This is a genomic window from Bradyrhizobium nanningense (assembly GCF_004114535.1).
Lineage (GTDB): Bacteria > Pseudomonadota > Alphaproteobacteria > Rhizobiales > Xanthobacteraceae > Bradyrhizobium > Bradyrhizobium nanningense.
Genome location: NZ_LBJC01000026.1, coordinates 1 through 25264, shown reverse-complemented (window position 1 = coordinate 25264; position 25264 = coordinate 1). Strand labels below are relative to the sequence as shown.

Genomic DNA, 25264 nt, shown 5'->3' with positions numbered 1-25264 from the left:
GGACCGATGTTCGACGACAAAGGGGTAGATGCATGAGCGATTTCAGGCTGGCCATGGTTTCCGCGGGCTTTGAGCACGGCGGAAACGTTACTCATCGTCACTTCGACGGCCATCCTGATCTGCTCGTCTACCCCTTCGAGTCGCAGCTCGGCAACCGCAACTTCAATGACTTCCTGGCCTCGGTCGAGCGCGTTCAGTACCGCTACCCCGAATTCCCGGAGGGGCTGACGGCGACCGAGCTCTACGAGCAAATGATAGACGAGGAGTTGAAAACCTTCCTGCGCAAGCGCAACGGCTCGAAGTTCCGCGATGCGGACTGCGTGATGGACGAGAAGAAGCGAGTCGCCGAGTTTGCCCGAATCGTCGGCCAGCCACCGATCTTCCGCCGTCAGGTGATCGAGGCATTCTTCCGGGCGACTTTCGTCGCGTGGGAGAACTATTACACCAAGGCGCGGCCGGACATGGTCCATGTCGGCTACTCCCCCGCCATCGGAATCGATGCCGATCGCATGGTGCGTGACTTTCCCGAAATCCGTATGTTGCACATCGTGCGCAATCCGTTCTCGGCGTACCGCGACACCAAGCGCCGCCCGTTCCCGCAGCCGCTGACCAAATACCTGATCACCTGGAACATCTACCACTCGACGGTCGAAATGTTTGCCAGGATGTACCCGGAGAACGTGCGGATATTCCGCTACGAAGATCTCGTGGACGACAAGCGCAAGTTCATGACCGAGGCAGCCGAATTCATTGGTGTGCCCTTCGCCGAAACCATGCTCTATCCGAGCTGGAACGGCGTTGAGATCAAGGAATCCATCGCGCCCTGGGGAACCGTGCTCAAGAGCACAAAGGACTACAACCAGGCCGTGATCCAGGAACTCTCGGACGAAGAGCGCAGGCAGATCGCGCAAGGTACAGCGGCCCTCGCCCGTCATTTTGGCTATGATCGGATCGGCTATCTTAGCCCGCTCTATCGTGCTGAGTAAGATCACATTCTTCGAAACCGACGACCGCCCCGACATTGCTGCCGATCGGGCGCACCTCCTACGCGCGCTGCAGCAACAACTGCAATCCTTCGACTACAACGCGACAGTCACGCCGGCGCCGGGCGGCACGCTTGGTGCCTGCTACGATGCGAATGTTTCCGGCGAGAAGCGCTTTCTGAAGACACATCTGCCGGGCGTGAGCGCACGCGCCAGCCTTGCCAAAGAAGCCGACATCCTCGCGCAGCTCTACGGCAACAGGATCGTGCTCGACCGTTTCGACATCCCGCTCGGAGACGGAACGGCGCGGCTCTGCCTCATGATGCCGGTGCTCGTGCCGCTGACCGCCCCGATAGAGCCCGCTGCTGCTGCCGCATTGGCACACGCATGCAGTGAGCGGCTCAAGGGCTGGCGGCCGGAGGGACTTGCCTCGTTCGAACCCTATCTCGCGTCCGCCGCAAAGGCAGTGGATACGCTGTCCAACCGTAGTCTACTCGGCCAGACCAGTGCCGCCGAGGTGCGTAGGCTGATCGCGCTGCTCGCCGAACGTCTTCCGCATTTGCCAGAGGCGCTCTGTCACGGCGATTTCGGACCGAAGAACATCATGTTCCAGGGTAGCGCGCCGCGCGTCATCGACTGGGAAGACGCATTCCGCGGCGTCGCCGGCTATGACTATCTCTATTGGCTGACTTTCATGGAGAACCGGCCGTTCCTGCAAAGGGACGCCTTCGGCCGAACCGGCCTTCCGCAGGACGTCGAGCGCGCCATCCTCGCGCTCGTCGTGCTGCTCAAGTCCTATCTGGCGGTCTTATCGGGCGAACATCTGAAGCACGCGGTATCGGTCCGGGCCCGCATCGCCGGGATCCTCAATCTGCCGGGCTGATCAAGCCCGCACGGTGCCAACGACCTGGTCGAGCTGATCGAGCGAGAACCTGCGCAGGTCCCGGCCCTCACGGAGCGCCTTGTACCACTCAACGGTCAGGCGAAGGCCTTGCGCCAGATCGAGCCGCGGCGTCCAGCCGAGTTCGCTCCGCGCCTTCGTGCAATCGAGCCTCAGATAGACGGCTTCGTGCGGATGCAAACCGTCGTCGGCTGTCCACCGCGCCCGGTCCCCCCACAGCCCGATCAGACGATCGACCACAGTCCCGACCGGCACCTCGCTTGCGGTGTCTGGTCCGAAGTTCCAGGCGCCGACGAATCGTTCATCGCTCGCCAATCGCTCGACAAGCGCGAGATAACCAAGCACCGGATCGAGCGCATGCTGCCAGGGCCGCACCGAATTGGGATTGCGGATGCGGAGCGCCTCGCCTGCGAGGAACGCCTGCATCGCATCCGGCACTAGGCGGTCGCGCGCCCAGTCGCCGCCGCCGAACACGTTGCCGGCGCGCGCAGTCGCGACGCGCGCCGCGCCACTCGTATTGAAGAAGCTGTGGCGGTAAGAGTGCGTGACGAGTTCGGCGCAGGCTTTGCTGTTGCTGTAGGGATCGTCGCCGCCGAGCCGGTCGCCCTCGCCGAAGGGGCCGCTTATGCCTTTATTCTCGTAGCACTTGTCGCTGGTGACGTTCAGGATCACTCGCACCGAGCGCAGATGCCGTGCCGCCTCCAGCACGTGCACGGTACCCATCACGTTAGCTGCGAAGGTCTCGACCGGCTCTTCATAGGACGGGCGCACCAACGCTTGCGCCGCCATGTGGATGACGATGTCGGGCTTGGCCTCCGCCATTGCGGCGCGTAGGGTGGCAAGATCGCGGATGTCGGCCAGGCGGTGCTCGATGTCGTCGGCGACGCGCGCCGTGACGAACAGCGCGGATTGGTGTGTCGGCGGCAGCGCATAGCCGTAGACGTCAGCTCCGAGACGGCGCAGCAGCAGCGAGGCCCACGCGCCCTTGAAGCCGGTATGGCCGGTGAGAAAGACCTTCTTGCCGCGCCAGAATGCTGGATCCTTCACCAGATTCTCCACTTGGCACGGTTAACCGACCACTCACCCTCAAGGAAATTGCGGTCGCGCAGCGAATCCATCGGATGCCAGAAGCCGGGATGCACATAGGCGCGCAGATCGTCGCCGCGCGCGAGCTGCTCCATCGGCTCGCGCTCCCAGATCGTATGGTCGCCTGCGATTAGGTCGCCTACCGAGGGCGACAGCAGGAAGAAGCCGCCATTGATCCAGCCCCCATCGTCATTTGGCTTCTCCTCGAAATTAACGACCCGGTCGCCCTCGATCGCGACGGCACCGAAGCGCTTGGCCGGGCGCACCACCGAGACGGTGGCGCGGCGCCCATGCGCCCTGTGGAAGGCGATTTCCGCGGCGAGGTCGATGTCGGCGACGCCATCGCCATAGGTTAGCGCAAAAAACGGTTCATCCTTGACGTAAGGAAGCACGCGCTTCAGCCGGCCGCCGGTCTGGGTGTCCTCGCCGGTATCCACCAGCGTGACCCGCCATGGTTCGGCGGTTTCGCGATGTACTTCCATCCGGTTCTCGGCGAGATGAAAGGTCACGTCGGACATGTGTAGGAAGTAGTTCGCGAAATACTCCTTGATCATGTAACCCTTGTACCCGAGACAGATCACAAAGTCGTTGAAGCCGTAATGGCTGTAGATCTTCATGATGTGCCAAAGAATGGGGCGCCCGCCGATCTCCACCATCGGCTTCGGCCGCGTGCTGGTTTCCTCCGCGATTCGGGTGCCCAAGCCTCCCGCTAGAATTACGACCTTCATCGGAACGGTATGAGCCCTCCCTTGGATAACGGACAACTTCTATACGAAGCCTTGTGGCTGGGAAACCCTGCGGGGCGAAGCTGCGGCCAGCGTCACGTGCATATTCGTTCACCAACGCGGCGGAGGTTGCCTCTGTAGGGTGCAGTGAAGCCCGTCAAACAATAAGGCAGACGGCATCATACAACCTTTTCTTTCCGGAGCCTCGCAATCTCGTCCGCACTGAGGCCGAATTCCTTCAAGACCTCGTCGGTCTGTTCGCCGAATTCCGGTGGCCGCGCCACCATCCTGCTCGGCGTGCGTGACAGCGTCACGGGCTGGCCGACCAGGCGGATATGGCGGCCCTCCTCGTTCGGCACGTCCTGCGCGATGCCGAGATGCTTGACCTGGGCGTCCTCGAACATCTGGTCGATGGCATAGATCGGCCCGCAGGGCACGCCGGCCTCGTTGAGTTCGCGGACCCAGGTCTCGGTCGACTTCGTTACCGTGCGCTTCTCGATCTCAGCGTTGAGCGCGTCGCGGTTCTTGGAGCGGGCAGGGGCCGTCGCATAGTCGGGATGGGCATAGAGCTCAGGTGCGCCGATCGCCTGCGCGCAGCGTTCCCAGATCCGCCCACCGGTCGTGGCGATGTTGATGTAGCCGTCCGAGGTCTTGAACACGCCGGTCGGGATGCTGGTCGGATGGTTGTTGCCGGCCTGCTTGGCGACCTCCTTCTCCATCAGCCAGCGCGCGGCCTGGAAGTCGAGCATGAATATCTGTGCCTGGAGCAGCGACGTCTGCACCCACTGGCCCTTGCCCGACACCTCGCGCTCGAGCAGGGCGGTGAGGATGCCCATGGCGCAGAACAGGCCGGCCGTCAGGTCGGCGACGGGAATGCCGACCCGCATCGGGCCTTCGCCCGGCGCTCCGGTGATCGACATCAGCCCGCCCATGCCTTGCGCGATCTGATCGAAGCCGGGCCGCTTGTGATAGGGGCCATCCTGGCCGAAGCCGGAGATGCTGCCGTAGACGATGCGCGGATTGATCTTGGCGAGGCTGTCATAGTCGATGCCGAGCTTCTTCTTCACGTCGGGCCGGAAATTCTCGACCACGACGTCGGCCTTGGCGGCGAGGCGCTTGAACACGGCGAGCCCGCGCTCGTCCTTCAGGTTCAGCGTCATGGCCCGCTTGTTGCGGTGCAGATTCTGGAAGTCGGAACCTCGCCGGGGCCCACCCGGCTGCTCGCCGCCGGCGTCCTCGGTCAGTGCGTCGATCTTGACGACATTCGCTCCCCAGTCCGCCAGTTGCCGCACGCAGGTCGGCCCGGAGCGGACCCGGGTCAGATCGAGTACCGTGAAGCGCGACAGGGCTTCCGAGGCATGCGGAAAGGGCATCGTGAAAGGCTCCGGGACAGATTGCGAGCCTACCATAGGGCCGAAAGATCGCGCGACAAGCCGGCCCGACGCCGATCCCGCCTGCCGAAATGCCATGCCTGATGCGGTGCCTGCGAGATCAGCGCGACAGGCGCTTCAACTCGGCACGCGCCTGCTCGGCCAAGGGATCATCGCCGTGGCGCGCAATGAAGAGCTCAAGGGCCTCCCGCGTTCCCTTCCGGCGGGCGGCTTCGTATTCCTCCGCCACCGCAGCGGCAGGATCGCGGGCCATCGGCATGGAGGGCGCGCGCGGCGCCTTACCGCTGTCGTCGGCCTTGGCTTTCTCCACCATGACAGGCAGTCCTCCGAGGGGGTGATGGGGCAATCCGGCGAGAGCGATCAGGGCGCCAAACAGACCGACCGGAAGTGAACGTCGTTTCATGAAGCCCTGCAAATCACGGGTGTTCCGGGAACGAAACCCTTACTCGCGTCCCGTATGACTACGGAACTAATGGCTAACAGCGCATTATAGCTGGAGGCCTGGTGGTCTCGCCCCATTTAAACCAAACGTTCAGCTCTCAAGCTACAATCATGTGTTAACGCCTCGAATAAGACGGGGCTCGCTGATTCGGAGTTCCCCTTTGGCTACCGCTGTTAATGTCAGTGCCACCAACAACGCCGAGATCGACGGCCTGCTGTCCGGTTACAAATGGACCGGCGCGATCACCTATAGCTTTCCCGATGCATCCAGCGACTATTCCTATCCCTATTCCGGCGGCTACGGCGAGCCGACCACGTCGGGCTTCGCCTCGGCGCCGACCCAGATGCAGGCCGCGATCAACTACGCCATCGGTTTGATCGACGGTTACACCAACGCCAACATCCAGTACGCAGGCACGAACGGCGCCGACATCATGATCGCGCAGTCGCCGGCGGCCAACCCGACCTCCTACGCCTATTATCCCGGCAACTATGCGTCCGGCGGCGATATCTGGTTCGGGACTCAGTACAATTATTCGCAGGCCAAACTCGGCAATTATTACTTCGCGACTGCGCTGCACGAGCTTGGCCATGCCGTCGGCCTTAAGCACAGCCAGGAAACCGGTGGCCCGGCCAACGTCGCGGTGCCGACTGCGCACGACGACAGCGAATACACCGTCATGAGCTATCGCAGCTATGTCGGCGCTTCGACCACGTCCGGTTACACCAACGAAGCGTACGGATATCCGCAGACCTACATGGCCAACGATATCCTCGCGCTGCAGACGATGTACGGGGCGAACTTCAATACCCAGAGCGGCAGCACCGTCTATACCTGGAATCCGACCACCGGGCAGGAGTTCATCAACGGGGCCCCTCAACTCGCGCCGGGCGGCGGGGTCGGCGGCTCGGCCAACCGCATCTACGAGACGGTCTGGGATGGCGGTGGCGTTGATACCTATGATCTGTCGAACTACACGACCAACCTCAGCATCAACCTCAATCCCGGTGCCTCGTCGGTGTTCTCCTCGACGCAGCTGGCCTATCTCGGCGACGGCCATTACGCGTCGGGCAACATCTACAACGCCTATCTCTACAACGGCGATGCGCGCTCCTACATCGACAACGCCATCGGCGGATCCGGCAACGACACCATCGTCGGCAACGCCATCGCCAATTCGCTGAACGGCGGCGGCGGCAACGACACGATCACGGGCGGGGCGGGCAACGACACCATCATCGGCGGCACCGGCACCGATACGGCGGTATACTTGGGTGGTAGCGCTAGCTACGCGATCTCGTACGATTCTGCGACGCAGACCTTCACGATCGCCGATCAGCGTTCCGGCTCGCCAGATGGCACCGACACACTGACGGGAATTGAATACTTTCAGTTCACCGATGGCTTCATCGCAAGCTCTGCGTTTACGAACGGAGGCGTGGTCACACCTGCTGTCGGTCACGTCGCAACCGATTCTCCAGACTTCAACGGCGACGGCAATACCGACCTGCTGCTTCTGAATGATGGCATTTCGGGCGTAGCAGTCTGGGAGTTGAGCGGCACCCAAGTGCTGGCTAACCCGCAGGTCGGGACCATGGCTGCAGGATTTCATTTCGCCAAAGAGGGCGATTTCAACGGCGACGGCAAGACCGACCTGCTCATGCTCAACGACAGCACGCATGATGCCCAGGTCTGGCTCATGAACGGTACGCAGATCAGCGCGGCCGGAACGGTCGGCACGATCAGCGCCTTTGGGGGGTGGGGCTATGCCGACGTCGGCGATTTCAACGGCGATGGGAAGTCCGATCTGCTGCTCCTCAATAGTGTGAACAATGGGGTTGCAGTCTGGGAGCTCAACGGGACCAGTGTCCTTGCCAACCCGCAGGTCGGCACCATGGCCTCGGGATTTCATTTTGCCTCAACCGGCGATTTCAATGGCGACGGCAAGACCGATCTCCTAATGCTCAACGACACGACGCATGCTCTCCAGGTCTGGCTGATGGACGGCACCCAAGTCACCAGCGAGACAACGATTGGCACAATTAGCGCCTCCGCTGGCTGGCGCTTTTCCAACGTCGGCGACTTCAATGGCGATGGCAAGTCGGACCTGCTATTGCTCAACGATGCTACGCATGGCGTCGCGGTTTGGCTCATGGATGGCACGCAGGTGACCGCGAACCCGCAGATCGGCACGATTAGTGCCTTCGCCGGCTGGCGCTTTGCCGACACTGGCGACTTCAATGCAGATGGCAAGTCCGATCTGATGCTGTTCAATGACAACACTCACGGCGTCGCTGTCTGGGAATTGAACGGCACCCAGATCATCGCCGGTCCGCAAGTGGGGATTGCGGCTTCGGGTGACAGCTATGCCCGGCTGGAGGATATCAACGGCGACCATAAGTCGGACATCCTTTTTCAGAACAATACGACCCATGTCCTCACGGCCTGGGAAATGAACGGCACCCAGATCGCGCTGAGTGGACAAATTGGAGCCATCAACGCCAATGGCGGCTGGCATCTCGTCACCTAGGCGCCCCCTACAACGGAAGCATCTGATCAGCCCCTTCGAAGTTGAAGCCGGGCATTGCATCGGATACAAACCCCGATCTTGATCGCCGGAAAAGGCTCATTGCCGGAACAAGCGCAACGGGCTGATCGGACATTTGAGCTTACGGCGAACCCAGCATGACGTCGCGACAGCATCGACATTCGGCCCGCGGACTAGCTCATTCTGCGCGACCTCCAGAGGGCCGATCTTGAACGACGCGCCGTTCCGGCAGGAGACGATGGCGGACGCAGCTGTGCCGGACGGTCCGACTCGCTTGCGGCGGCTCATTCAGGGCTGGTCGGCAAATCTGGTACAGATCCTGCTCGGTCTAACTCAGCAGCTCGTCCTCATTCCGGCCTTCCTGCATATCTGGACGGCCGATGTCCTGGCGGCCTGGCTCGCCGTCTATGCGGCCGGAAGCCTTGTCGTCGTGGCCGACGCCGGACTGCAGTTGCGCGCCGTGAACCGCTTTCTTGCCTTCAAGACCTGCGCTGATTGCGATGGGCGTACGGCGCGCTTTTACGCCGACATGCTGAGAATCTACGTCTCTGTCGTTGTCGTGCTGGGGGTCTTGCTTGTTGGGGCCGCGCAGCTCTGGCGCCCCTCCGCGGTACTCGGATTTCACTCGACGGCCGACTTTGACGCCGCGATGCTCGTGATGATGCTGGGTATGCTTCTGACGATACCCGCCAACCTGAGCTCGGGCCTATATCGAGTGCGCGGTCACTATGGTCGCGTGGTCTGGTTACAGAACATGGCACTCTTGGTCAGCCAGGTCGCCCAAGTGGTTGCGCTTGTTGTGTTCAGCAATCTGCTCCCGGTGGCGGTCGCCTTTGTCTCTGCGCAGATTGTCTTCGCCGCTTTTCTTATCGCGTTCGATGCGCCGCGTCTGTTTCCGTTTCTGCGTCGCGGCGGCGCCACGCCGCGCCGGGGCCGGTCTTGGCGATGGGGCCTCGGTCAGCTCGGCCTCGCGCTGCCTTTCGCTGCCGGCAGCTTCACGGAACTGGCACTCGTCAATCTGCCCGTCCTGCTGGTGAGCGCGCTCGTCGTCGATCGCATCGCAGTCGCTCAATGGGGCCTGACGCGGGTGATTGCGACACTTCTGCGAGGACTCTGTCAACAGGTGAGCATGCCGCTCGCCTCAGAGCTGGGGCACGACTACGCTGTCGGGGACAGGGAGCGGCTGCGTCGGCTGTATGCACGGGGATCGGTCTTTGTGACGACGATCGCCAGCCTGATCGTCGGAGGTCTGCTGCCGTTCTGGGTGGACTTTTTCGCGCTATGGACGCACGGCACAATTCCTTATGACGGACCGCTCGCGATCACACTGCTGTTCGGATCCGTCGCGGTCGCGCCCTCGCTGCTCGCACTGGTGTTCGCCTATCACAGCAATCGTGGGCCGCTGCTGGCCCGTACCAAGCTGCTGCAGCTGGCCGCCTTCCTGGTGCTGTCGTTCGTGTTGATTCCGAAGCTCGGGCCGCTCGGCGCCGCTCTCGCCATTGTAATCAGTGATCTTGCCATTGCGCTCGGCCTGCTTGCGCGCGTTGTTGTCTGGCAGACCCTGCAACACCCGATGCGGCACGTGGTCTTTCTGGCCGCAATCGCAGTCGCCATCGTATCGACGGGATGGGGCATCGGCATCGTGGTCGCGTCCCAAGTTGGAGGAGCCGGCCTGGCACATTTCATCGCCGAATGCGTGATCTGGTTGATCGTCGTCGGCGTCCTTGCCAGTCCGCTTGCGATTAGGAAGGTGCGCTCCCGTCTGATGGACATCATACCGGCGTGATCGAGCGTCTATCACTGCAGCATGTGTGAGGCGGCTCTTGAGCTGGTCAATGCGCCGCGCGAACTGCTCCCGTCCAGCGGCGGTCTTCTCGGCAAATTGCGTCAGCCGCAGATGGCCGGCCGCACGCAACCGCTCGCGCATGCCGTCGGTGCGGAGAGCGACGATCGCGTCCGCCAGCGAGAGTGGATCGTCATTGTCGAACAGGATTGCCGCGGCGCCGGCTTGCGCCTTGAACGCTTCGGGATAGATCACGGGCATGCCGCCCAAGCTTCCAACGGCGGCAGGTTGGTTGGGCCGATATAGGTCGGCACATCAGCGCCGCAGCGCAGCGGTAAAGTGCGCCGAGTTCGGCGGATTCGACGAAGCCGGCGATGGAGATTGTTTGGACAGACCGAAGTTGCGGATCGCCGCTTTGATCTTGTCGCCGCCTCCGTGGTCGGAACCGCACAGCACCAGCCGTTCGGTGATCCCCTGCTCGCGCAAGCGCGCAAGCGCGGCGGGCAGCGTCATGTGGTTCTTGTGGCCAGAACTGCGCCGGATAGAATAGATTAGCCGGGCTCAAGTCGGTATTTCGCCAGCACCGCCGCGTCATCAGCTTCATCGGTCGTGGATTGGCTGGCATAGGCCGATGGCGAGAACGGATGCAGACCGCGTGCTCCCGTTCCATGGCGTAGCGACGACCGAGATCGTCGGATCAGTTCGGGCGCGTTGACGATCACGATCGCAGCCTTAGTGCTCTCGAATCCGAACAGGATCTCGCTGCGCTCGAACTCGCCAAAGGTCCGGACCTCCGGAAACTCCCGCGCGCCGCGATGGCAGCCGTCGAAGATCGTGATGATGAAGGGCAGCTCGTAGAGCAAGAGGTGCCGTTTCGAGGTCGAGGTGAAGTGCACCATATCGATGCCGTCGCGGATCAGTGTGCGTTCGAACCCCGACTTCAGCTTCAGTGTGATCTGGACGAGATCGAACGGCCCGCAATATTTCAGGAACAGGAAGATATGGCCGAGCGGGCCGAACTTGAGGAGGCGAGCCGCGACGCCGAACTCCTTCAGGTGTCTAACGGTTTCGGGTCGGGCGAGTACCCCACGATCTCGCTGTCCGACTTGGCCGCCCAGTCCCGCAGCCAGAGCAGGTCGTTGAGCGGCTGCTGGAAGCCGCCGCCGACTTCGAGCGCTTGTTCCAGCATCGGAGAGCCGCAGTGGTCTCACGGCGTGACATTCTTTTGGGCGACTGCATAGGCTGCACAGCTCTTCTAGTTCGGCGCGTCCTGCGTCAGCGATGCGGAGTGGGCTGTGGGCTGGAAGCCGCTCGGGGCAAGCGCGGCGTCGATCCGGAACGAAAACCACCAGCCTATGTGGTGCACTTCGTCGACCGCCGGATCTGGCGTGATCCCTGTCCTCGCAGCGTGTAGTTCACGGTGACAGCCGCGGCCTGTTCGCCCTGATCGGATTGCGAAATGCGGGTGAGGCGGAACGGCTTCGGCTCGATCACCTTGACACACCTCTCGACGCCCTGCGCCAGCTCCGCGCCGCCGTACCAATAATCGAATAAGAATACGCCGCGCGGCTTCGGCGCCGCATTGGGCTGTGCGGAACATGGCCGCACGTCGCGAGCTATTAGATCAGCCGTGATGCACTGGCGGAAAAGCGACACCACTGCGCTCGGAACCAACTGCCCGGCCATCTCCCTGTCGGAATGGAATCGATAGCCCAGTTTGCTCGACGCGAACGAAATTGCGGGAGTAGAAATCGGCGACGCCGAACAGGCTGGCGTTCCGCGCCAGCCATCTGCGGCGTAAGACTCGTTTGCAGGTCCTTGTGGGCGCCGGTAGAGCCAGGAGAGGAACGGAGGATGTGCGCATAACTCAGGTCATGAAGCTTGCAACAGTTTTGGGCAGTGTAGATAGGTACCGTTGACCTGAATGTCTTGCCAAGAATTTGCGACGGCCCTCTCACTGCCAGAAAGGCAGTGAGCTGCACCAAACAGGATGCGGGTCGGCTGCTTGTGAGTGTGGTGGCCGGATCGCCCAAAGGTAATAGGAAGTATCTGTTGCGGCGGCAAGTATGGCGGCGCGGTTGGCTGGACGAATTCCGATTAGACGAGTTAGACCAATCTCATCCTAAAATTGCGTTGCTTCGACCCGCCTTCTTCGAACATTCTGTATGCCTGCCGAGCCGTTACGGGCTAACGACCTTGTTCCGTTTCGACGCGGGCTTTGCTTCAAGAGGCTGTCATTCGGAGCCGTATTGCAACTTGTTCCAGCATCCGCCCAGCTACGTTGACCAGGGGGAGAAACTCTGTAAAGGTCGAATCTGTATGTACTTTCAGGAGAAGTTTGGGGGGATGAAAGTCACGTTCGTCGACTTCGGCCGACATGGGGATGAGCGCGGAATGTTGGTCGCTCTCGAAGAGGGGCGCAACATTCCCTTCACGATTCGTCGCGTGTACTACCTCTTCGATACCAGGCCCCACGTCCGCCGCGGCTATCATGCGCACCGCCAGTTGAAGCAGATCATGATTGCGGTTTCGGGAAGCGTAAAGGTCCATTTGGACGACGGGTGTGAGGTGACAGAGGTCACGCTCGACAGTCCCTATCGCGGCCTGCTGTTGGAAAGCATGGTCTGGCGCGAGATGTCCGAATTCAGCTCCGATTGCGTACTGATGGTGCTTGCAGACCAGCTCTATGATCCAGCTGATTATGTTCGTGACTATCAGGAGTTCTGCACGCTCGCCAAACAGGAGAGAAAATCATGAAGCGCCTCGTCATCGTCGGAGCAGGAGAGTTCGCTGAGATTGCGTTCCAGTACTTCTCCCACGATTCCGACTACGAAGTTGCGGCTTTCTCTGTGGACGCGGAGTTCATCAAGACTCCGGAGCTGGAGGGGCTTCCGATCGTTGCCTATGGCGAACTGATGGATCGCTATCCGCCCGCGGATTACGACATCTTCGTTGCGATTCCTTCCACGCAGCTGAACCGCTTGCGCACACGCTTCTACAACGATGCCAAGCAGAAGGGGTATCGGTTCGCAACCTATGTCAGCTCGCGGGCCTTCGTGTGGCGCAACGCCAAGATCGGGGAGAATACCTTCATCTTCGAGAATAACGTGATTCAGCCCTTCGTCACCGTCGGCAACAACTGCGTGCTCTGGAGCGGAAATCATGTTGGGCATCGCACGGTCATCAACGACAACGTGTTCGTCACCTCTCACGTCGTCATTTCCGGGTACTGCAATATCGGCGAGAGCTCGTTTCTTGGCGTCAATGCAACCATCAACGATCACATCACGATCGGACCGCGGTGCGTAATCGGGTCCGGTGCGCTGATCGCGAAGGACACTGACCCGGACAAAATCTATGCGACCATGCCGGCGCGCGCGGTCCCCGGCAAGTCGAGCCAGGACACCGAAACTTGAGCGGCCCGGATGCTTAAGTGGGAAAAAGAAGGGCTGATCTTTCGAGCATCCGACCATGGTGTCGGAAGCTGGGTGGCGAACTCTGCGCTGACGCCTACGCCGATGCGTCTGAATGACGACACCATTCGCGTTTATGCGGGCTTCAGGGATGGCGCAGGCGTAAGCCGCATCGGCTATGTGGATGTGCTTGCCGACGCGCCCGCCAGGATCGTCGGAATATCCCGCCGGCCGGTCCTTGATGTCGGTCGGGACGGCTGCTTCGACGACAACGGGGTCATCATGGGAGACGTCGTTCCGAGGCCGGACGGCATCTACATGTTCTATGTCGGATTCCAGCTGGTCGCCAAGGCGAAGTTCCTCGCTTTTACGGGCCTAGCAAAGTCGACCGACGGCGGGGAAAGCTTTGCCAGAGTGTCCGAGGCGCCGATCCTCGATCGCGGACCGGGGCAGACGACGATTGGTGCCGTGCATTCGGCGATGTTCGACCAGGGCCGGTGGAAGATCTGGTTTGCCTGCGGGGATGGATGGGAGTACATCGGCGGCAAGCCGTATCCTCAATATCACATTCGCTACGTCGAAAGTTCGGATCTACTGGAGCTGCCCCGGCTCGGGCGCGAATGCCTCCGGCCGACGGGCAGCGAGTACCGGATTGGGCGCCCGCGCGTCTACAGGATCGGTGGAAAGTATGTCATGTACTTCACCTATGGAACGACGTCAGGCGACTATCTGCCCGGCATGGCCTATTCGGTTGACGGAATTGAGTGGGTCCGCAAGGACGAGGACGTCGGAATCTCGCTGAGCCCTTTAGGCTGGGATTCCCGCACTCTGTGCTACCCGGCGCTGATTCAGCATCGTGATAGCATCCTGATGTTCTACAATGGCAACGACATGGGCGCCGACGGGTTTGGCCTCGCGCGCGCCAAAGGTACCCTCGGCCAGAGCTGATGGACAGGAAGAATGATCAGCGTTCGATCATACTCGGCTCAGGACGAGGCTGCCTGGAATGGAATCGTTCTGCAGTCCAGAACGGGTAATTTCCTGCACCTTCGTTCCTACATGGACTACCACTCGGATCGCTTCGTTGATCAGTCGCTGATCGTACTGCAGAATGGCGAGCCCTGCGCGGTGTTTCCGGCGAGCCTGCACGGCGACACGATCAGCAGTCACGGCGGGCTGACCTATGGCGGGCTCCTCGCGACGACGGACATGCGAGCCCAGTCGACGTTGGAAGCCTTTGAGAAGATCGCATCGCACTATGCGTCTGCTGGGCGGGACAAGATGATCTACAAAGCGGTGCCCCACGTCTTTCATCGCTATCCATCCGAGGAAGACCTTTACGCCCTGTTCCGGATGGGCGCGCGGTTGCAGCGCCGCGACATCTCGTCGGTCGTCGAGATCGGCAAGGCTCCAAAATACTCGAAGGGGCGGAAGTGGACGATCAACAAGGCCAGGAAGGCGAACCTCGTCGTTGCCGCGTCGGACCAGCTCGATGCCTTCCACGAGCTGCTATGCGAGCAGGCGAGCGATCGCGGCAGGCAGGTGGTCCACACGTTGCATGAACTACAGTTGCTGAAATCGCGGTTTCCGGATCAGATCGTCCTTTACGAGGCTAGGGCTGACGGGCAGCTCCAGGCAGGGGCGCTCATCTTCGATTTCGGCAGCTCGGTGCACACGCAATATTTGGGTTCGAGCGAGCTCGGGCGTGTCAACGGCGCGCTCGATCTCATCATCTCGGAGCTCGTCAACAACCAATATGCGGATCGGCGTTATTTCAGCTTCGGAATTTCGACCGAGCAGTCGGGGCGCTTTCTCAACGAGGGCCTGGTGGCACAGAAGGAAGGTTTCGGAGGGCGCGGTATCGTTCACGACTTTTATGAGGTGGATCTGAAATGACCGTGCCGTTTCTCAGTCTGCGAGAAGCCAATGCGCCGTATATGGACGAGCTCAAGGCTGCTGCGTCGCGCGTGATCGAGTCGGGGTGGTATATCCTCGGCGAGGAGCTGAACTCGTTCGAGCGCGAATTCGCAGATTACTGCGGGTCTCTCTTCTGCATAGGCGTGGGGAACGGCCTCGATGCGCTGATCCTGACATTGCGTGCCTACATCGCGCTTGGCAGGATGTCCGAGGGCGACGAGATCATCGTGCCCGCTAATACCTTCATCGCGACCATTCTGGCGATCACGCAGAACCGCCTGAAGCCCGTTCTCGTCGAGCCGGATCCGCGCACCTTCAACATCGATGCGGAACGCGTTTCGCGCGCGATAGGTCCGAAGACGCGCGCCATTATGGCCGTGCATCTCTACGGACAATTGGCCGCCATGCCGGAACTGGCTGCGATCGCGCGGGCGCGCGATATCCTGCTCATTGAAGATGCCGCACAGGCCCATGGTGCGATGCTCGGCGGCGTAAAGGCCGGCGCGTTCGGCGACGCGGCGGCTTTCAGCTTCTTCCCGACCAAGAACCTGGGCGCGCTGGGTGACGCCGGCGCGGTCCTGACGAATGATGACGGTTTGGCCGAGCGGCTCCGCGCGCTTCGCAACTATGGTTCGAAAGTCAAATATTACCACGAATGCGAGGGCATAAATTCCCGGCTGGACGAGATTCAGGCGGCCATGCTGCGCGTCAAGCTGAAATACATCGACGACGAAATCGCTTCACGCCGGCGAATTGCCGCCGCCTATCTGGATGGCATCAAGAATCCAAAGATCCGGCTTCCCTTCATCGCGGGAGACCCCGCCACCCACGTCTGGCATGTCTTCGTCGTGCAATGCGAGCAGCGCGAGGCGTTGCAGCGTCATCTCGCATCCCGAGACATCCAGACGCTGATTCACTATCCGGTTGCTCCGCACCTGCAGAAGGCCTATCCGGACCTCCACGATCTGACGCTTCCGGTCTCGGAGAGACTTCACCGCGAGGTTCTCAGCTTGCCTCTTGGGCCGACGCTGCAGCCCGAGCAGGTCGCAAAAGTCATAGCCGCATGTTGCGAGTTCTAAATTCAATTCAGGCGAGCAGTCACTGCTACGGCACCGGTGCCGCCGTCGGTTCGTTTCCGCGCCCGTTCATGTCGCGCCGGTTTCCTGCTACGCAAGGGAAAGGTGTGCAAGCGTGATAAGTGCCAGTCCGGAGCAAGCTTCATCGAATCCGCCGGCGGGTCGTCCGTTGGTCTCGTTTCTGATTCCGGCCTACAACCATGAGCACTTCATCGAGAAGTGCCTCGATAGCGTTCTGCTCGACAAATATGCCAACAAGCAACTCGTGATCGTCAATGACGGCTCGCGAGATCGGACGGCGGAGATCATCTCGGAGTGGATAGCCAAGCATAAATCATCACTGGACATCCGCTACGTGGATCGGGAGAACAAGGGGATCGCTGCGACGCTGAACGAACTGACAGCACTGGCCAGCGGAGACTATCTGCGGCTCGGCGCAAGCGATGATTATTTCCTCGCGGATGGGACCACCGCCCAGGTCGCCTACCTCGAAGCCAATCCGGCCAAGCTTGCGGTCGTCGGTGACTCGATCGTGGTCGATGACCAGGACAGGGTCGTCCACGACAGTGCGATGGTCGGTCTGTTCCATGTCGACAAGGCCCGCTACCTGACGGATGAGGGGATCCGGCGCGAAATCATCTGCCGGTGGGCGATCGGTGGTCCGGTGCCGCTGCTCCGAAAAAGAGGGCTTGATGCAGCCGAGGGCTGGAACGAGAACCTTCTCATTGACGATTGGGACTTCTTCTTGCGGCTTACCGCGCTGGACGCTGTCGGCTTCGTCGACGTCAAGGTCGGCGCCTACCGGGTTCATGGCACCAACACCAGCAAGACCAAGGACACCGCGAGGCGCATCGCCAATCTGCGCAACATGGCAGAGGCCGTCAGCCGGAATCTCGCCCTGTTCGAGGGCCGCCACAGGACAATGCTGAGGGCGCAGGGGAGGCTTATCGCCGCCAAGATCGCTTATCTCGAAGGGCGCCATGTCAAGTCGGTCTGGAATGTCGTGATGTTCGGCGGGCTGCGGGCCGTGGCGTTTGTCGGTTCGACGCCGGTGCGATCGAGAAGTCTGCGGTGAGCGAGGCATTGCGCTATCCATCGTTCTATCTGGCGCTGCCGATCCTGCTGGCGCTGTCCGTGATGACCGTCAGCTTTGAGTTTTCGCTAGTCATGCTCGGCGGCGTACTGTTCTTCGCGACGGTCGCCGTCGGCATCGTCGTGCTGGACTTCATGCTTGATATTCGTTTGCCGCCGCTGCGATCGTTTCAGGGTATGGATTTCACGGGAACGCCTCAGGGAGTGGTCGCCGCGGCCCTTTGCTGGCTGGTGGCCGGGTTCTGCGTCATCGACTTGACCGCTTTCCCCATCCCTCTCATCGTCGATCCTTCCTCATATGCCACCTTTGAGAATGGCCGCAATCACGTCCGCCACATCTCGAATTTGAGCTGGGTCTTGCCGCCCCTCGCACTGCTCTGTTTCAGGGGCGGTGCCGTGCGTATCGCGCTTCTGGCGATCGGCCTGATCTTCCCCATCCTCGTGATCGATCGGAATCGTCTGTTCGCGGCCATATTCTCGCTGGTGCTCACGTTCGTTCTGCTGCAGAAGAAGTTGACGCTGCTTTCCTGGAAAATCATCGTGCCTCTCCTGTTCGGAGGACTGGCTGCTTTTTCATTGTTGGGAGCAGTTCGCTCGGGGACCTTGAGCAATCTCAACCTGCCCTTGAGTGGTTTGTTCGAGATTTCCCCGGAAGGCGTGAAGTGGCTGCTGCTCTATGTGAGCGCCGGCGTCTACAATTTCTCTTCCATCCTCGCAAAGAACTATCACAATGCGAATTTTCTGCTCAGCCAGCTCATTCCCTTTAGCGGCTCGGTAGAGACGCTCGGGACGGACATCCCCTTGGATGCGCCGACGATCAACGTCGGCACGGAGTTCTTTCCATTCCTGATGGCTGCCGGATGGAGCGGCGCGCTCTTTAGCGTGTTCCTGCTCTATTGTATGCTGCTGTGGAGCATCGTGCTGCTACGAGGAAATGTCTCCGTGTGGCGCTTCCTGATATTCCTTCGTATTGCCTACGTGTCCGTCATGTCGCCGTTCGCTCCGCAGGCCTTTACCTGGACGAATTTCGGGTTCGTGGCGCTCTGTTTGATGATCCCCGTCGCCGGGCATTTTTTCCCTGGTGGTATGCGTGAAGGGTTGAAGGAAGCTGATTGATGACGGTTCACGAAGACGCATCGGTGCCCGCGAACGCTGTCGCCCGACCGGAGGGCATTAAACCGAACGAGATCCTGCAGCTATTCGTGCGCCAGTGGAGGTGGGCCGTCGCGGCCTTCGTGATCGTGGCGGGGATCGCGATTGTGCCTCTGAGCCGGATCAAGCCGCAGTGGGAGGCCCAGGCCACGATCCACATCGGTATGGTCTATGATGCATTGGCGGGCTCCCCGCGGCTCGTCGAGTCACTTCAGGAAGTGCAGGAGCGGATGCGGATAAAGTCGTTCCCGCAGGAGGCCTTGAAGCAATCCGGCCCCAGTTCGGATGCGGCTTCAGAGAGCGCGCCGCTTTCGGGCGTAAGGATCGATCCCGTGCCGTCGACGGGGCTGATCCGCATCACGGTGCGGGCCCCTGCCGCGGACGAGGCAACGCATGCCCTCACGGCGATCGTCGATGGGCTGAAATCCGTGCACGGAGAGCTGACGCAGGCGGCGCGCTCCGAAGTCGAACTCCTCGCACAGCAATATGCAACCGAGCTGGCGAGCCTGCGCGGAGTGCAATCGAACCTGCTGAAGGCGTTTTCGTCCGCGAGCAATTCGGGCGTAGAAGATGGATCGGCGGCTGTGGCATCGGCTGCATCGGCCATGGAAAGGAATGCCAGGGAAATAAGGGAGATCGATCACCAGAGATTTCTGCTGCTGCGACGCGACAAATATCAGTCATCTCCGACTGAAATGATAGGAAGGATTTCGTCGGTCAGGATCGGGGGAGCGAGCCGGGGCCTCATCATCTTCTTCGGCATCGTCATGGGTCTGGCTGCCGGACTGGTGTGCGCCCTGCTACGGGACTACGTCTCCAGGAGGCGATCGCAGCCGCTTTCCGGCTAGAGGGCGGCCGAGCTACTGCGTCGGGTCCGGCCGGATTGCTCGGGCCGGACGCCAACACGGGCGTGGAAAGCGCCGCCGCGATTTGGTACGCAGGCACGTCTGATTTCGGGCGGTCGGGCCAATCTTTGAGTGAATCCCAGGCAGCCTGCACGCGAGCGGAATTTCATTGTCCATGCATCCCAAAGTCACGATCCTGCTCGCGGCCCGAAACGGGGCCGAATTCATTCACCAGCAGCTCGAATCCTATCGCTCCCAGACCTATTCGAACTGGGAGCTCGTCGTATCGGACGACGGCTCGACCGACGGCACACTGGCGTTCGTCGATGAATTCGCAAAATCCGTATCACAACGGGTGGTTGTGCTGCGCGGCCCGCAACAGGGCTTCTGGCAGAACTTTGCCTCGATGGTCAGGAGCCCGGAGGTTTCGGGCGACCTATTCGGCTACAGCGACCAGGACGACGTCTGGTTCGATCACAAGCTGGCGGACGCCGTCTCTTGGTTCGAGCAGATTCCGCAGGGCGAGCCAGCGCTTTTCTGCACGCGTACGCAGCTCGTCACCTGGCAAGGAAAGCCAATGGGTTTTTCGCGAAAGTTCGCTCGCGCGCCCGGGTTCGCCAATGCGTTGGTTCAGAATCTGGGCGGTGGCAACACCATGATCTTCAACCAGGCAGCCCGATTGGCGCTGCAGAAGACGCCGCCGGAGGCGCCAATGGTTGCGCATGATTGGTGGACGTATCAGGTCATTACGGGGGTTGGAGGGCGCGTACACTTCGATCTGCGACCCAGCCTGGCCTATCGGCAGCATGGGGAGAACGTGTTCGGAAAAAACGTCGGCCTCCAGGCGCGCCTGACAAGAGCGCTCGGCCTGGCGTCCGGGCAGATGGTCCAATGGAACGAGATCAATGTGAAACTACTCAATCAGGTTCGTGATCAACTGCGTCCGGAGAACGTTGCGATTCTGGAACTGTTCGCCAGGGCCCGAACGGCTTGGCTCCCCATGCGATTATGGCTACTTTGGCAGTCGGGGGTCTATCGGCAGACGGCCATCGAAAATCTCGCACTCAATCTTGCGGCGATCTTTGGCCGGATTTGACGGCTGTTCCGGCAGCCGGAACTCGCTCAACCTAGGTGGACGGTATCTATGAAAATCGAACGTTTGAGTATTCCCGACGTGCTGCTGTTGACGCCGCTGCGGCATGCCGACGAACGTGGTTCGTTCTCGGAAACGTTTCGAGCGGATCTGCTGGCGGCCAATGGTGTCGGTGCGGCTTTCGTGCAGGACAATCACGTCGTCACAAACCGCAGGGGAGTCGTGCGTGGTCTGCACTATCAAATGGAGCCTCGGGCGCAGGGGAAGCTCGTGAGGTGCTCGAGAGGGGCGATCCTCGACGTCGCAGTGGACCTTCGCGAGACGTCCCCAACCTACGCGAAACATGTCGCCGTCGAACTGTCGGAGGCCAACTGGCAGCAGCTCTGGGTACCACCGGGTTTCGCGCACGGCTATATCACGCTGGACGATAATTGCGAGGTCATTTATAAGACGACGGACTATTATTCGCCGGGTCATGAACGGGGGATCGCTTGGGATGACCCCGCGCTCCAGATTGATTGGGGCATCTCTCCGACCAAAGCGACCCTATCGGACAAGGATCGTAATCTTCCGCGTCTGGGCGAACTGGCACGGCGCTCCAACTGAAGTTGTAGGTGATCATGCGGGTTCTTGTGACTGGCGGGGCTGGGTTTATCGGATCGGAAGTCTGCCGTCATTTCATCTCTAGTCTCGGGCTCGACGTGGTCGTGCTGGATACGCTGAGCTATGCAGGCAATCTGGCCTCGCTCGCTCCGGTCGCGGACAGCCCTCGATACGCCTTCGAAAAGGGCGATATCTGCGACCGGAATGTCGTTGAATCGGTTTTGCGAAAATATGAGCCGGGCGCAGTCGTTCACCTCGCCGCCGAAACCCATGTCGACCGCTCGATCGGGCATTCAGAGGTCTTCGTTCGGACGAACGTACTCGGGACATTTACCCTGCTGGACGTGTCGCGTCGCTATGTCGAGCGCACTCCGAGCGTTGCTCAGTCGTTTCGCTTCGTGCACGTGTCCACCGACGAGGTCTATGGATCCTTGGGCGCGGAGGGCGTCTTCACGGAGACGACACCCTATGACCCCAGCTCTCCCTATTCCGCCAGCAAGGCCGGCTCGGACCACCTGGCGAAGGCATGGCACCGCACCTACGGTCTGCCGGTGATCGTTTCGAATTGTTCCAATAACTATGGGCCGTACCAGTTTCCCGAGAAGCTTATCCCCCTGATGATCCTCAATGCGCTCGAGGGTAAGGCGCTGCCGGTCTACGGAAACGGCCTGAATGTTCGCGATTGGCTCTATGTCGAAGATCACGCGCGGGCGCTCGCGACAATTCTCGCCAAGGGTCGTCCGGGCGAGACCTACAATGTGGGCGGACGCAACGAAAGGACCAATCTGGACGTGGTGCGACAGATCTGCTCCTTGCTGGATCGGCTCCGGCCAGCCGGCACCTCGCACCATGATCGGATTTCGTTCGTCAAAGATCGTCCTGGGCATGATCTGCGTTATGCGATCGATGCAACGAAGCTCGAAAGCGAGCTCGGCTGGCGCGCCAACGAGACATTCGAAACGGGCATCGAGAAGACGGTGCGCTGGTACATGGATCGCGCCGATTGGTGGCGTCCGTTGCGGGATCGAGTCTACGGCGGCAAGCGGCTGGGTCTGATCGGAAAAGACGGCTCATGAGGCTCTTCGTCGTCGGTCGCGAAGGCCAGGTGGCCAGATCGTTGCGCGAAGCCGCTATGAAGGAGAATGATCTCGTTCTCCAGTCCGTCGGCCGTCCGGAGGTGGATCTGCTGCAGACAGGAGCGGTAGCGGCGGCAATTGCCAGGTTTCGCCCGGACGTCGTTGTCAACGCAGCCGCCTATACTGCGGTTGATAGGGCCGAAGACGAGCCGGGCGTGGCTTTTGCGATCAACCGTGACGGTGCAAGGGAGGTCGCCGCGGCTGCTGCGAGCGAGGACGTTCCCATCATCCACTTCTCGACCGATTACGTTTTCGATGGAAAGAAGCCGAGCCCCTACGAGGAGTACGACGCTCCCAATCCGCAGAGTGTCTACGGATGTTCGAAGTTAGAGGGAGAGCGAGCCGTGATGTCGGCGAACGTCCGGCATATCATCTTGCGGACGTCCTGGGTGTATGCGCCGTTTGGAAGCAATTTCGTGCGGACCATCTGGCGCCGGCTCGTCGAGGGGCAGCGCCTCAGGATCGTCAATGACCAGATGGGGTGTCCAACCTATGCGCCGGACCTCGCCGACGCGGCACTTGCGCTGGCGCGCCGGCTGATCCGGACAGGCTGGCAATCCGATTATGCAGGATTGACGCACGTCGTCGGTTCGGAGGCCGTCACCTGGTACGACTTTGCGCTCCTGATCGCGAAGAGGTATACGGCCGAAACGGCTGGATCGGCCGAGATCATTCCGGTCTCCTCGTCCGAATATGCGGCCCGCGCCCTTCGTCCGGCGAATTCACGGCTGTCAACCAAGCGGCTGCAATCCGTCTTCGATATCCGGCTGCCATCGCTGCAGACGTCACTTGAGGACTGCATTGATCGTATCTTGAAGGAGCAGGGAGGCCCATCTTGAGAGGAATTATTCTCGCCGGCGGCAGTGGCACGCGGCTGTATCCAATGACCATGGTGACCTCGAAGCAGTTGTTGCCGGTCTACGATAAGCCGATGATCTATTATCCGCTCACGACGCTGATGCTCGCCGGCATCCGCGATATTCTGATTATCTCGACACCGCACGATCTCCCTCACTTCCAGGCTCTGCTTGGTGATGGCAACCAGTGGGGCCTGTCGCTTTCGTATGCGCAGCAGCCGACGCCGGGTGGTCTTGCGCAGGCGTTCGTCATCGGTGCTGAATTTATCCAGGGTACCCGCTCGGCGCTTATTCTGGGCGACAACCTGTTTTTTGGTCAGGGGCTTCAGCAATTGCTGCTTAACGCTACTGGCCGGACAAACGGAGCAACCATCTTCGCCTATCAGGTGGCAGATCCGAACCGCTACGGCGTGGTAGAATTTAGTGGAAACGGCAAGGCTCGCTCCATTGAAGAGAAGCCGCTGAAGCCCAAATCGAATTTCGCCGTCACAGGTCTTTACTTCTACGACGAACAGGTTGCGGATTTGGCTTCGACTATCAAGCCTTCGGCCCGGGGGGAACTCGAAATCACTGATTTAAACAAGCTATACCTTGATCGTGACCAATTGCACGTGGAGCGGCTAGGACGCGGCTTTGCATGGCTCGACGCGGGCACACCCGAAAGCCTGCTCGATGCTGCCGAGTTTGTCGCTACGATCGAGAAGAGGCAGGGCTTCCGCATCGCCTGCCCGGAGGAGGTGGCATTCAATCAAGGTTATATCGATCGGAATCAGCTGGAGCGATTGGCATCTCAAATGGGCAAGGGTGAGTACGCCTCGTACCTGCGTAATCTCTTGGATATCTGACTGCGCAGCGATCCATACGCCAACGCTATTCCGTTACGAATCGCTGGTCCGAGAGGTCATTCCTGGACCCGCTAATTCAGGATCATTTCGCCGATCTAGCTTGCACCTTTTGTGCTAGATGAATCGATGAACGCCGAGTGCTTCTTCGCTTATGTCGAGCAAATCAGCGCCCCAGTACTGCGAAGACGGCGACACATTGATCCTCACGGCCTGTTGAGCCACAAGAATGAAAGCGGCTACTTGGCGCATCTTTGATGAAGCAAGCAATTAAGATATTGAGCGCATTTCGACGCTGGCAAATATCGCAAACTATCGCCTGCCCAATTTGGAAGTTATTTGAGGATCATCGTCATACGTCAGGACGGCACCTATAAACCACGCACAAATTAGGGCGATCGCAACGAAGACGTCTCGTAACTTCCGGCGGCACCTCGAGAACATAAGCTTTCCATAGCCGAAGAACTTGGGGCTGCAATACGGCCTTAGTGGCCTGCCGACGCTATCGTCGAGGGGGAACGAATGCAAGCCGTACAATGACACTCGCAGTTAGGCCAAGCTGGACCGAATTGTGCTGAGGTCCTGCTTCCTCGGGACTGCACTTAATGGTTTGAAGTACAGGGAAGGTGACTGCCGATGAATCCATTAAGACTGGTTATCAGCGCTGCGTTCCGCTTACCCAACGTTGGTTCCGTCTCGGTGATACCGATCTCAATCGACGGCTCGGGCGTACGTAAAGCCACGCTGAGCCTTGCCTTCGGCTTCGTCGGACTTGCTGCGAACGAAGGAGTCAACGTCCCGCTGCTGTTCGGTGCCGTGTTCTTCATCGTTGGCGCGGTAATCGGTCTGATCTGGATCCTCAACGCGGAGAAGACCGCCCAAGGATCGGCTCCGATCGGAGTGGCAGAGTGAGCCCGACCGCCGACGCCCGCGCCTTCCTGCTCTCGCTGCTTGCCGCCGGGATCGCGGCCCTGATATCGGCGCTCGTCACCTGGGCCGGACGCCCGCTGCTCCAGCGTTACGCGCTGGCGCGGCCGAACGCGCGGTCCTCGCACCGGATTCCGACGCCGCAGGGCGCCGGCATCGCGGTGATCGCCGCGACGCTCATCGTCGCCTCGCTGTGGGCGAAGGCCGCGAACGTGGCGATCCCGCCGTCGCTGGTCCCTGCCACGGTCGTGATCGCGCTGGTCGGGTTTGCCGACGACATCGTGTCGTTGCCTGTGTTGGTGCGGCTGGTGTTGCAGGCGGCTTGCGTCGGCGCCGTAGTGCTAACTTCGCCCGAGACGGCGCGCATCGTGCCGGCGCTGCCGTTCGCGCTGGAGCGCGGCCTCATCCTGCTCGCCGGAATCTGGTTCGTGAACCTCGTCAACTTCATGGAC

The 25264-nt window shown here is 60.7% G+C and carries 26 protein-coding genes; 19 read left to right on the top strand and 7 right to left on the bottom strand.

Translation table 11 applies throughout. The features are described 5' to 3' along the window. Positions 1-32 precede the first annotated feature (32 nt). Both XH84_RS21735 and XH84_RS21730 read left to right on the top strand, forming a co-directional pair. Entirely contained in the window at positions 33-986 is a 954-nt protein-coding gene (locus tag XH84_RS21735; RefSeq protein WP_128917958.1) for a sulfotransferase, read from the top strand. Further along, positions 976-1866, top strand: a complete 891-nt coding sequence (locus XH84_RS21730) for an aminoglycoside phosphotransferase family protein (protein WP_128917959.1) — start codon at positions 976-978, stop codon at positions 1864-1866. The genes XH84_RS21735 and XH84_RS21730 overlap by 11 nt, the downstream gene beginning before the upstream one ends. Here the strand turns inward: XH84_RS21730 and rfbG are convergent, their stop codons facing one another. From rfbG to XH84_RS21710, 4 genes are all read right to left on the bottom strand, one after another. Continuing rightward, positions 1867-2931, bottom strand: coding sequence for a CDP-glucose 4,6-dehydratase (gene rfbG / locus XH84_RS21725; RefSeq protein WP_128917960.1), 1065 nt, complete (start codon positions 2929-2931; stop codon positions 1867-1869). Then, positions 2928-3698 (bottom strand): glucose-1-phosphate cytidylyltransferase, encoded by a 771-nt coding sequence (gene rfbF, locus XH84_RS21720; RefSeq protein WP_128917961.1) that lies wholly within the window; start codon positions 3696-3698, stop codon positions 2928-2930. The genes rfbG and rfbF overlap by 4 nt, the downstream gene beginning before the upstream one ends. Positions 3699-3874: 176 nt before the next feature. After that, the gene (locus XH84_RS21715; RefSeq protein ID WP_164936064.1) at positions 3875-5068 is read right to left on the bottom strand and encodes a CaiB/BaiF CoA transferase family protein; all 1194 of its coding nucleotides are present in this window, start codon (positions 5066-5068) and stop codon (positions 3875-3877) included. A 118-nt stretch (positions 5069-5186) separates the two neighbouring features. Continuing rightward, the gene (locus XH84_RS21710) at positions 5187-5489 is read right to left on the bottom strand and encodes a hypothetical protein (RefSeq protein WP_128917963.1); all 303 of its coding nucleotides are present in this window, start codon (positions 5487-5489) and stop codon (positions 5187-5189) included. A gap of 199 nt (positions 5490-5688) precedes the next feature. On the opposite strand from XH84_RS21710, the gene XH84_RS21705 reads away from it, so the two are divergent. After that, positions 5689-8058, top strand: a complete 2370-nt coding sequence (locus tag XH84_RS21705) for an FG-GAP-like repeat-containing protein (protein WP_128917964.1) — start codon at positions 5689-5691, stop codon at positions 8056-8058. A gap of 226 nt (positions 8059-8284) precedes the next feature. Then, the gene (locus tag XH84_RS40870) at positions 8285-9862 is read left to right on the top strand and encodes a lipopolysaccharide biosynthesis protein (RefSeq protein WP_245471798.1); all 1578 of its coding nucleotides are present in this window, start codon (positions 8285-8287) and stop codon (positions 9860-9862) included. A gap of 312 nt (positions 9863-10174) precedes the next feature. Here the strand turns inward: XH84_RS40870 and XH84_RS40865 are convergent, their stop codons facing one another. The 3 genes from XH84_RS40865 to XH84_RS21685 all read right to left on the bottom strand — a co-directional run bounded on the left by XH84_RS40865 (position 10175) and on the right by XH84_RS21685 (position 11545). Continuing rightward, positions 10175-10372, bottom strand: a complete 198-nt coding sequence (locus XH84_RS40865; protein ID WP_245471797.1) for a hypothetical protein — start codon at positions 10370-10372, stop codon at positions 10175-10177. 38 nt (positions 10373-10410) lie between these two features. After that, entirely contained in the window at positions 10411-11070 is a 660-nt protein-coding gene (locus tag XH84_RS40860; RefSeq protein WP_245471796.1) for a hypothetical protein, read from the bottom strand. Between the two features lie 142 nt (positions 11071-11212). After that, on the bottom strand, positions 11213-11545 hold the full coding sequence (locus XH84_RS21685; RefSeq protein ID WP_128917967.1) for a hypothetical protein: 333 nt from the start codon (positions 11543-11545) through the stop codon (positions 11213-11215). Positions 11546-12205: 660 nt separating this feature from the next. On the opposite strand from XH84_RS21685, the gene XH84_RS21680 reads away from it, so the two are divergent. The 15 genes from XH84_RS21680 to XH84_RS21610 form a co-directional block, all read left to right on the top strand. Continuing rightward, positions 12206-12616, top strand: coding sequence for a sugar 3,4-ketoisomerase (locus XH84_RS21680; protein WP_128917968.1), 411 nt, complete (start codon positions 12206-12208; stop codon positions 12614-12616). After that, positions 12613-13275, top strand: a complete 663-nt coding sequence (locus XH84_RS21675; RefSeq protein WP_128917969.1) for an acetyltransferase — start codon at positions 12613-12615, stop codon at positions 13273-13275. Before XH84_RS21680 ends, XH84_RS21675 begins: the two co-directional genes overlap by 4 nt. A gap of 9 nt (positions 13276-13284) precedes the next feature. Continuing rightward, complete coding sequence (locus XH84_RS21670; RefSeq protein WP_128917970.1) at positions 13285-14220, top strand: glycoside hydrolase family protein; 936 nt, start codon at positions 13285-13287, stop codon at positions 14218-14220. A 12-nt stretch (positions 14221-14232) separates the two neighbouring features. Next, positions 14233-15168, top strand: a complete 936-nt coding sequence (locus tag XH84_RS21665) for a GNAT family N-acetyltransferase (protein ID WP_128917971.1) — start codon at positions 14233-14235, stop codon at positions 15166-15168. 41 nt (positions 15169-15209) lie between these two features. Beyond that, positions 15210-16268 carry a DegT/DnrJ/EryC1/StrS family aminotransferase gene (locus XH84_RS21660; protein WP_245471795.1) on the top strand — a complete coding sequence of 353 codons (1059 nt, stop codon included), beginning with the start codon at positions 15210-15212 and terminating at the stop codon, positions 16266-16268. A 112-nt stretch (positions 16269-16380) separates the two neighbouring features. After that, complete coding sequence (locus XH84_RS21655; RefSeq protein WP_245471794.1) at positions 16381-17340, top strand: glycosyltransferase family 2 protein; 960 nt, start codon at positions 16381-16383, stop codon at positions 17338-17340. After that, positions 17337-18473: a hypothetical protein gene (locus tag XH84_RS21650; protein WP_128917973.1), complete on the top strand. Its 1137-nt coding sequence runs from the start codon at positions 17337-17339 to the stop codon at positions 18471-18473. Before XH84_RS21655 ends, XH84_RS21650 begins: the two co-directional genes overlap by 4 nt. Beyond that, on the top strand, positions 18473-19357 hold the full coding sequence (locus XH84_RS21645) for a GumC domain-containing protein (RefSeq protein ID WP_128917974.1): 885 nt from the start codon (positions 18473-18475) through the stop codon (positions 19355-19357). The genes XH84_RS21650 and XH84_RS21645 overlap by 1 nt, the downstream gene beginning before the upstream one ends. A gap of 172 nt (positions 19358-19529) precedes the next feature. Next, entirely contained in the window at positions 19530-20450 is a 921-nt protein-coding gene (locus XH84_RS21640; RefSeq protein WP_245471793.1) for a glycosyltransferase, read from the top strand. Positions 20451-20498: 48 nt separating this feature from the next. Then, positions 20499-21053 (top strand): dTDP-4-dehydrorhamnose 3,5-epimerase, encoded by a 555-nt coding sequence (rfbC, locus tag XH84_RS21635; protein ID WP_128917976.1) that lies wholly within the window; start codon positions 20499-20501, stop codon positions 21051-21053. Between the two features lie 14 nt (positions 21054-21067). Further along, complete coding sequence (gene rfbB / locus XH84_RS21630; RefSeq protein WP_128917981.1) at positions 21068-22126, top strand: dTDP-glucose 4,6-dehydratase; 1059 nt, start codon at positions 21068-21070, stop codon at positions 22124-22126. Continuing rightward, complete coding sequence (gene rfbD / locus XH84_RS21625; protein WP_128917977.1) at positions 22123-23025, top strand: dTDP-4-dehydrorhamnose reductase; 903 nt, start codon at positions 22123-22125, stop codon at positions 23023-23025. The genes rfbB and rfbD overlap by 4 nt, the downstream gene beginning before the upstream one ends. Continuing rightward, positions 23022-23888: a glucose-1-phosphate thymidylyltransferase RfbA gene (gene rfbA, locus XH84_RS21620; protein WP_128917978.1), complete on the top strand. Its 867-nt coding sequence runs from the start codon at positions 23022-23024 to the stop codon at positions 23886-23888. Before rfbD ends, rfbA begins: the two co-directional genes overlap by 4 nt. 633 nt (positions 23889-24521) lie before the next feature. Then, on the top strand, positions 24522-24797 hold the full coding sequence (locus XH84_RS21615) for a hypothetical protein (RefSeq protein ID WP_245471792.1): 276 nt from the start codon (positions 24522-24524) through the stop codon (positions 24795-24797). Next, positions 24794-25264, top strand: a 471-nt coding sequence (locus XH84_RS21610; RefSeq protein ID WP_488226097.1) for an MraY family glycosyltransferase, incomplete at its 3' end; no start/stop codon positions are given. The genes XH84_RS21615 and XH84_RS21610, both read left to right, overlap by 4 nt.

Excerpts from the sequence above, each read along its gene's own strand:
- XH84_RS21665 (WP_128917971.1), top strand. The coding sequence starts at position 14,233 with ATGATCAGCGTTCGATCATACTCGGCTCAGGACGAGGCTGCCTGGAAT.
- XH84_RS21680 (WP_128917968.1), top strand. The coding sequence starts at position 12,206 with ATGAAAGTCACGTTCGTCGACTTCGGCCGACATGGGGATGAGCGCGGA.
- XH84_RS21710 (WP_128917963.1), bottom strand. The coding sequence starts at position 5,489 with ATGAAACGACGTTCACTTCCGGTCGGTCTGTTTGGCGCCCTGATCGCT.
- rfbF (WP_128917961.1), bottom strand. The coding sequence starts at position 3,698 with ATGAAGGTCGTAATTCTAGCGGGAGGCTTGGGCACCCGAATCGCGGAG.
- XH84_RS21715 (WP_164936064.1), bottom strand. The coding sequence starts at position 5,068 with ATGCCCTTTCCGCATGCCTCGGAAGCCCTGTCGCGCTTCACGGTACTC.
- XH84_RS21675 (WP_128917969.1), top strand. The coding sequence starts at position 12,613 with ATGAAGCGCCTCGTCATCGTCGGAGCAGGAGAGTTCGCTGAGATTGCG.
- XH84_RS21660 (WP_245471795.1), top strand. The coding sequence starts at position 15,210 with ATGGACGAGCTCAAGGCTGCTGCGTCGCGCGTGATCGAGTCGGGGTGG.
- rfbD (WP_128917977.1), top strand. The coding sequence starts at position 22,123 with ATGAGGCTCTTCGTCGTCGGTCGCGAAGGCCAGGTGGCCAGATCGTTG.
- XH84_RS21670 (WP_128917970.1), top strand. The coding sequence starts at position 13,285 with ATGCTTAAGTGGGAAAAAGAAGGGCTGATCTTTCGAGCATCCGACCAT.
- XH84_RS21735 (WP_128917958.1), top strand. The coding sequence starts at position 33 with ATGAGCGATTTCAGGCTGGCCATGGTTTCCGCGGGCTTTGAGCACGGC.
- XH84_RS21645 (WP_128917974.1), top strand. The coding sequence starts at position 18,473 with ATGACGGTTCACGAAGACGCATCGGTGCCCGCGAACGCTGTCGCCCGA.
- rfbC (WP_128917976.1), top strand. The coding sequence starts at position 20,499 with ATGAAAATCGAACGTTTGAGTATTCCCGACGTGCTGCTGTTGACGCCG.
- XH84_RS21640 (WP_245471793.1), top strand. The coding sequence starts at position 19,530 with ATGCATCCCAAAGTCACGATCCTGCTCGCGGCCCGAAACGGGGCCGAA.
- rfbB (WP_128917981.1), top strand. The coding sequence starts at position 21,068 with ATGCGGGTTCTTGTGACTGGCGGGGCTGGGTTTATCGGATCGGAAGTC.
- XH84_RS21615 (WP_245471792.1), top strand. The coding sequence starts at position 24,522 with ATGAATCCATTAAGACTGGTTATCAGCGCTGCGTTCCGCTTACCCAAC.
- XH84_RS40865 (WP_245471797.1), bottom strand. The coding sequence starts at position 10,372 with ATGACGCTGCCCGCCGCGCTTGCGCGCTTGCGCGAGCAGGGGATCACC.
- XH84_RS21685 (WP_128917967.1), bottom strand. The coding sequence starts at position 11,545 with ATGGCCGGGCAGTTGGTTCCGAGCGCAGTGGTGTCGCTTTTCCGCCAG.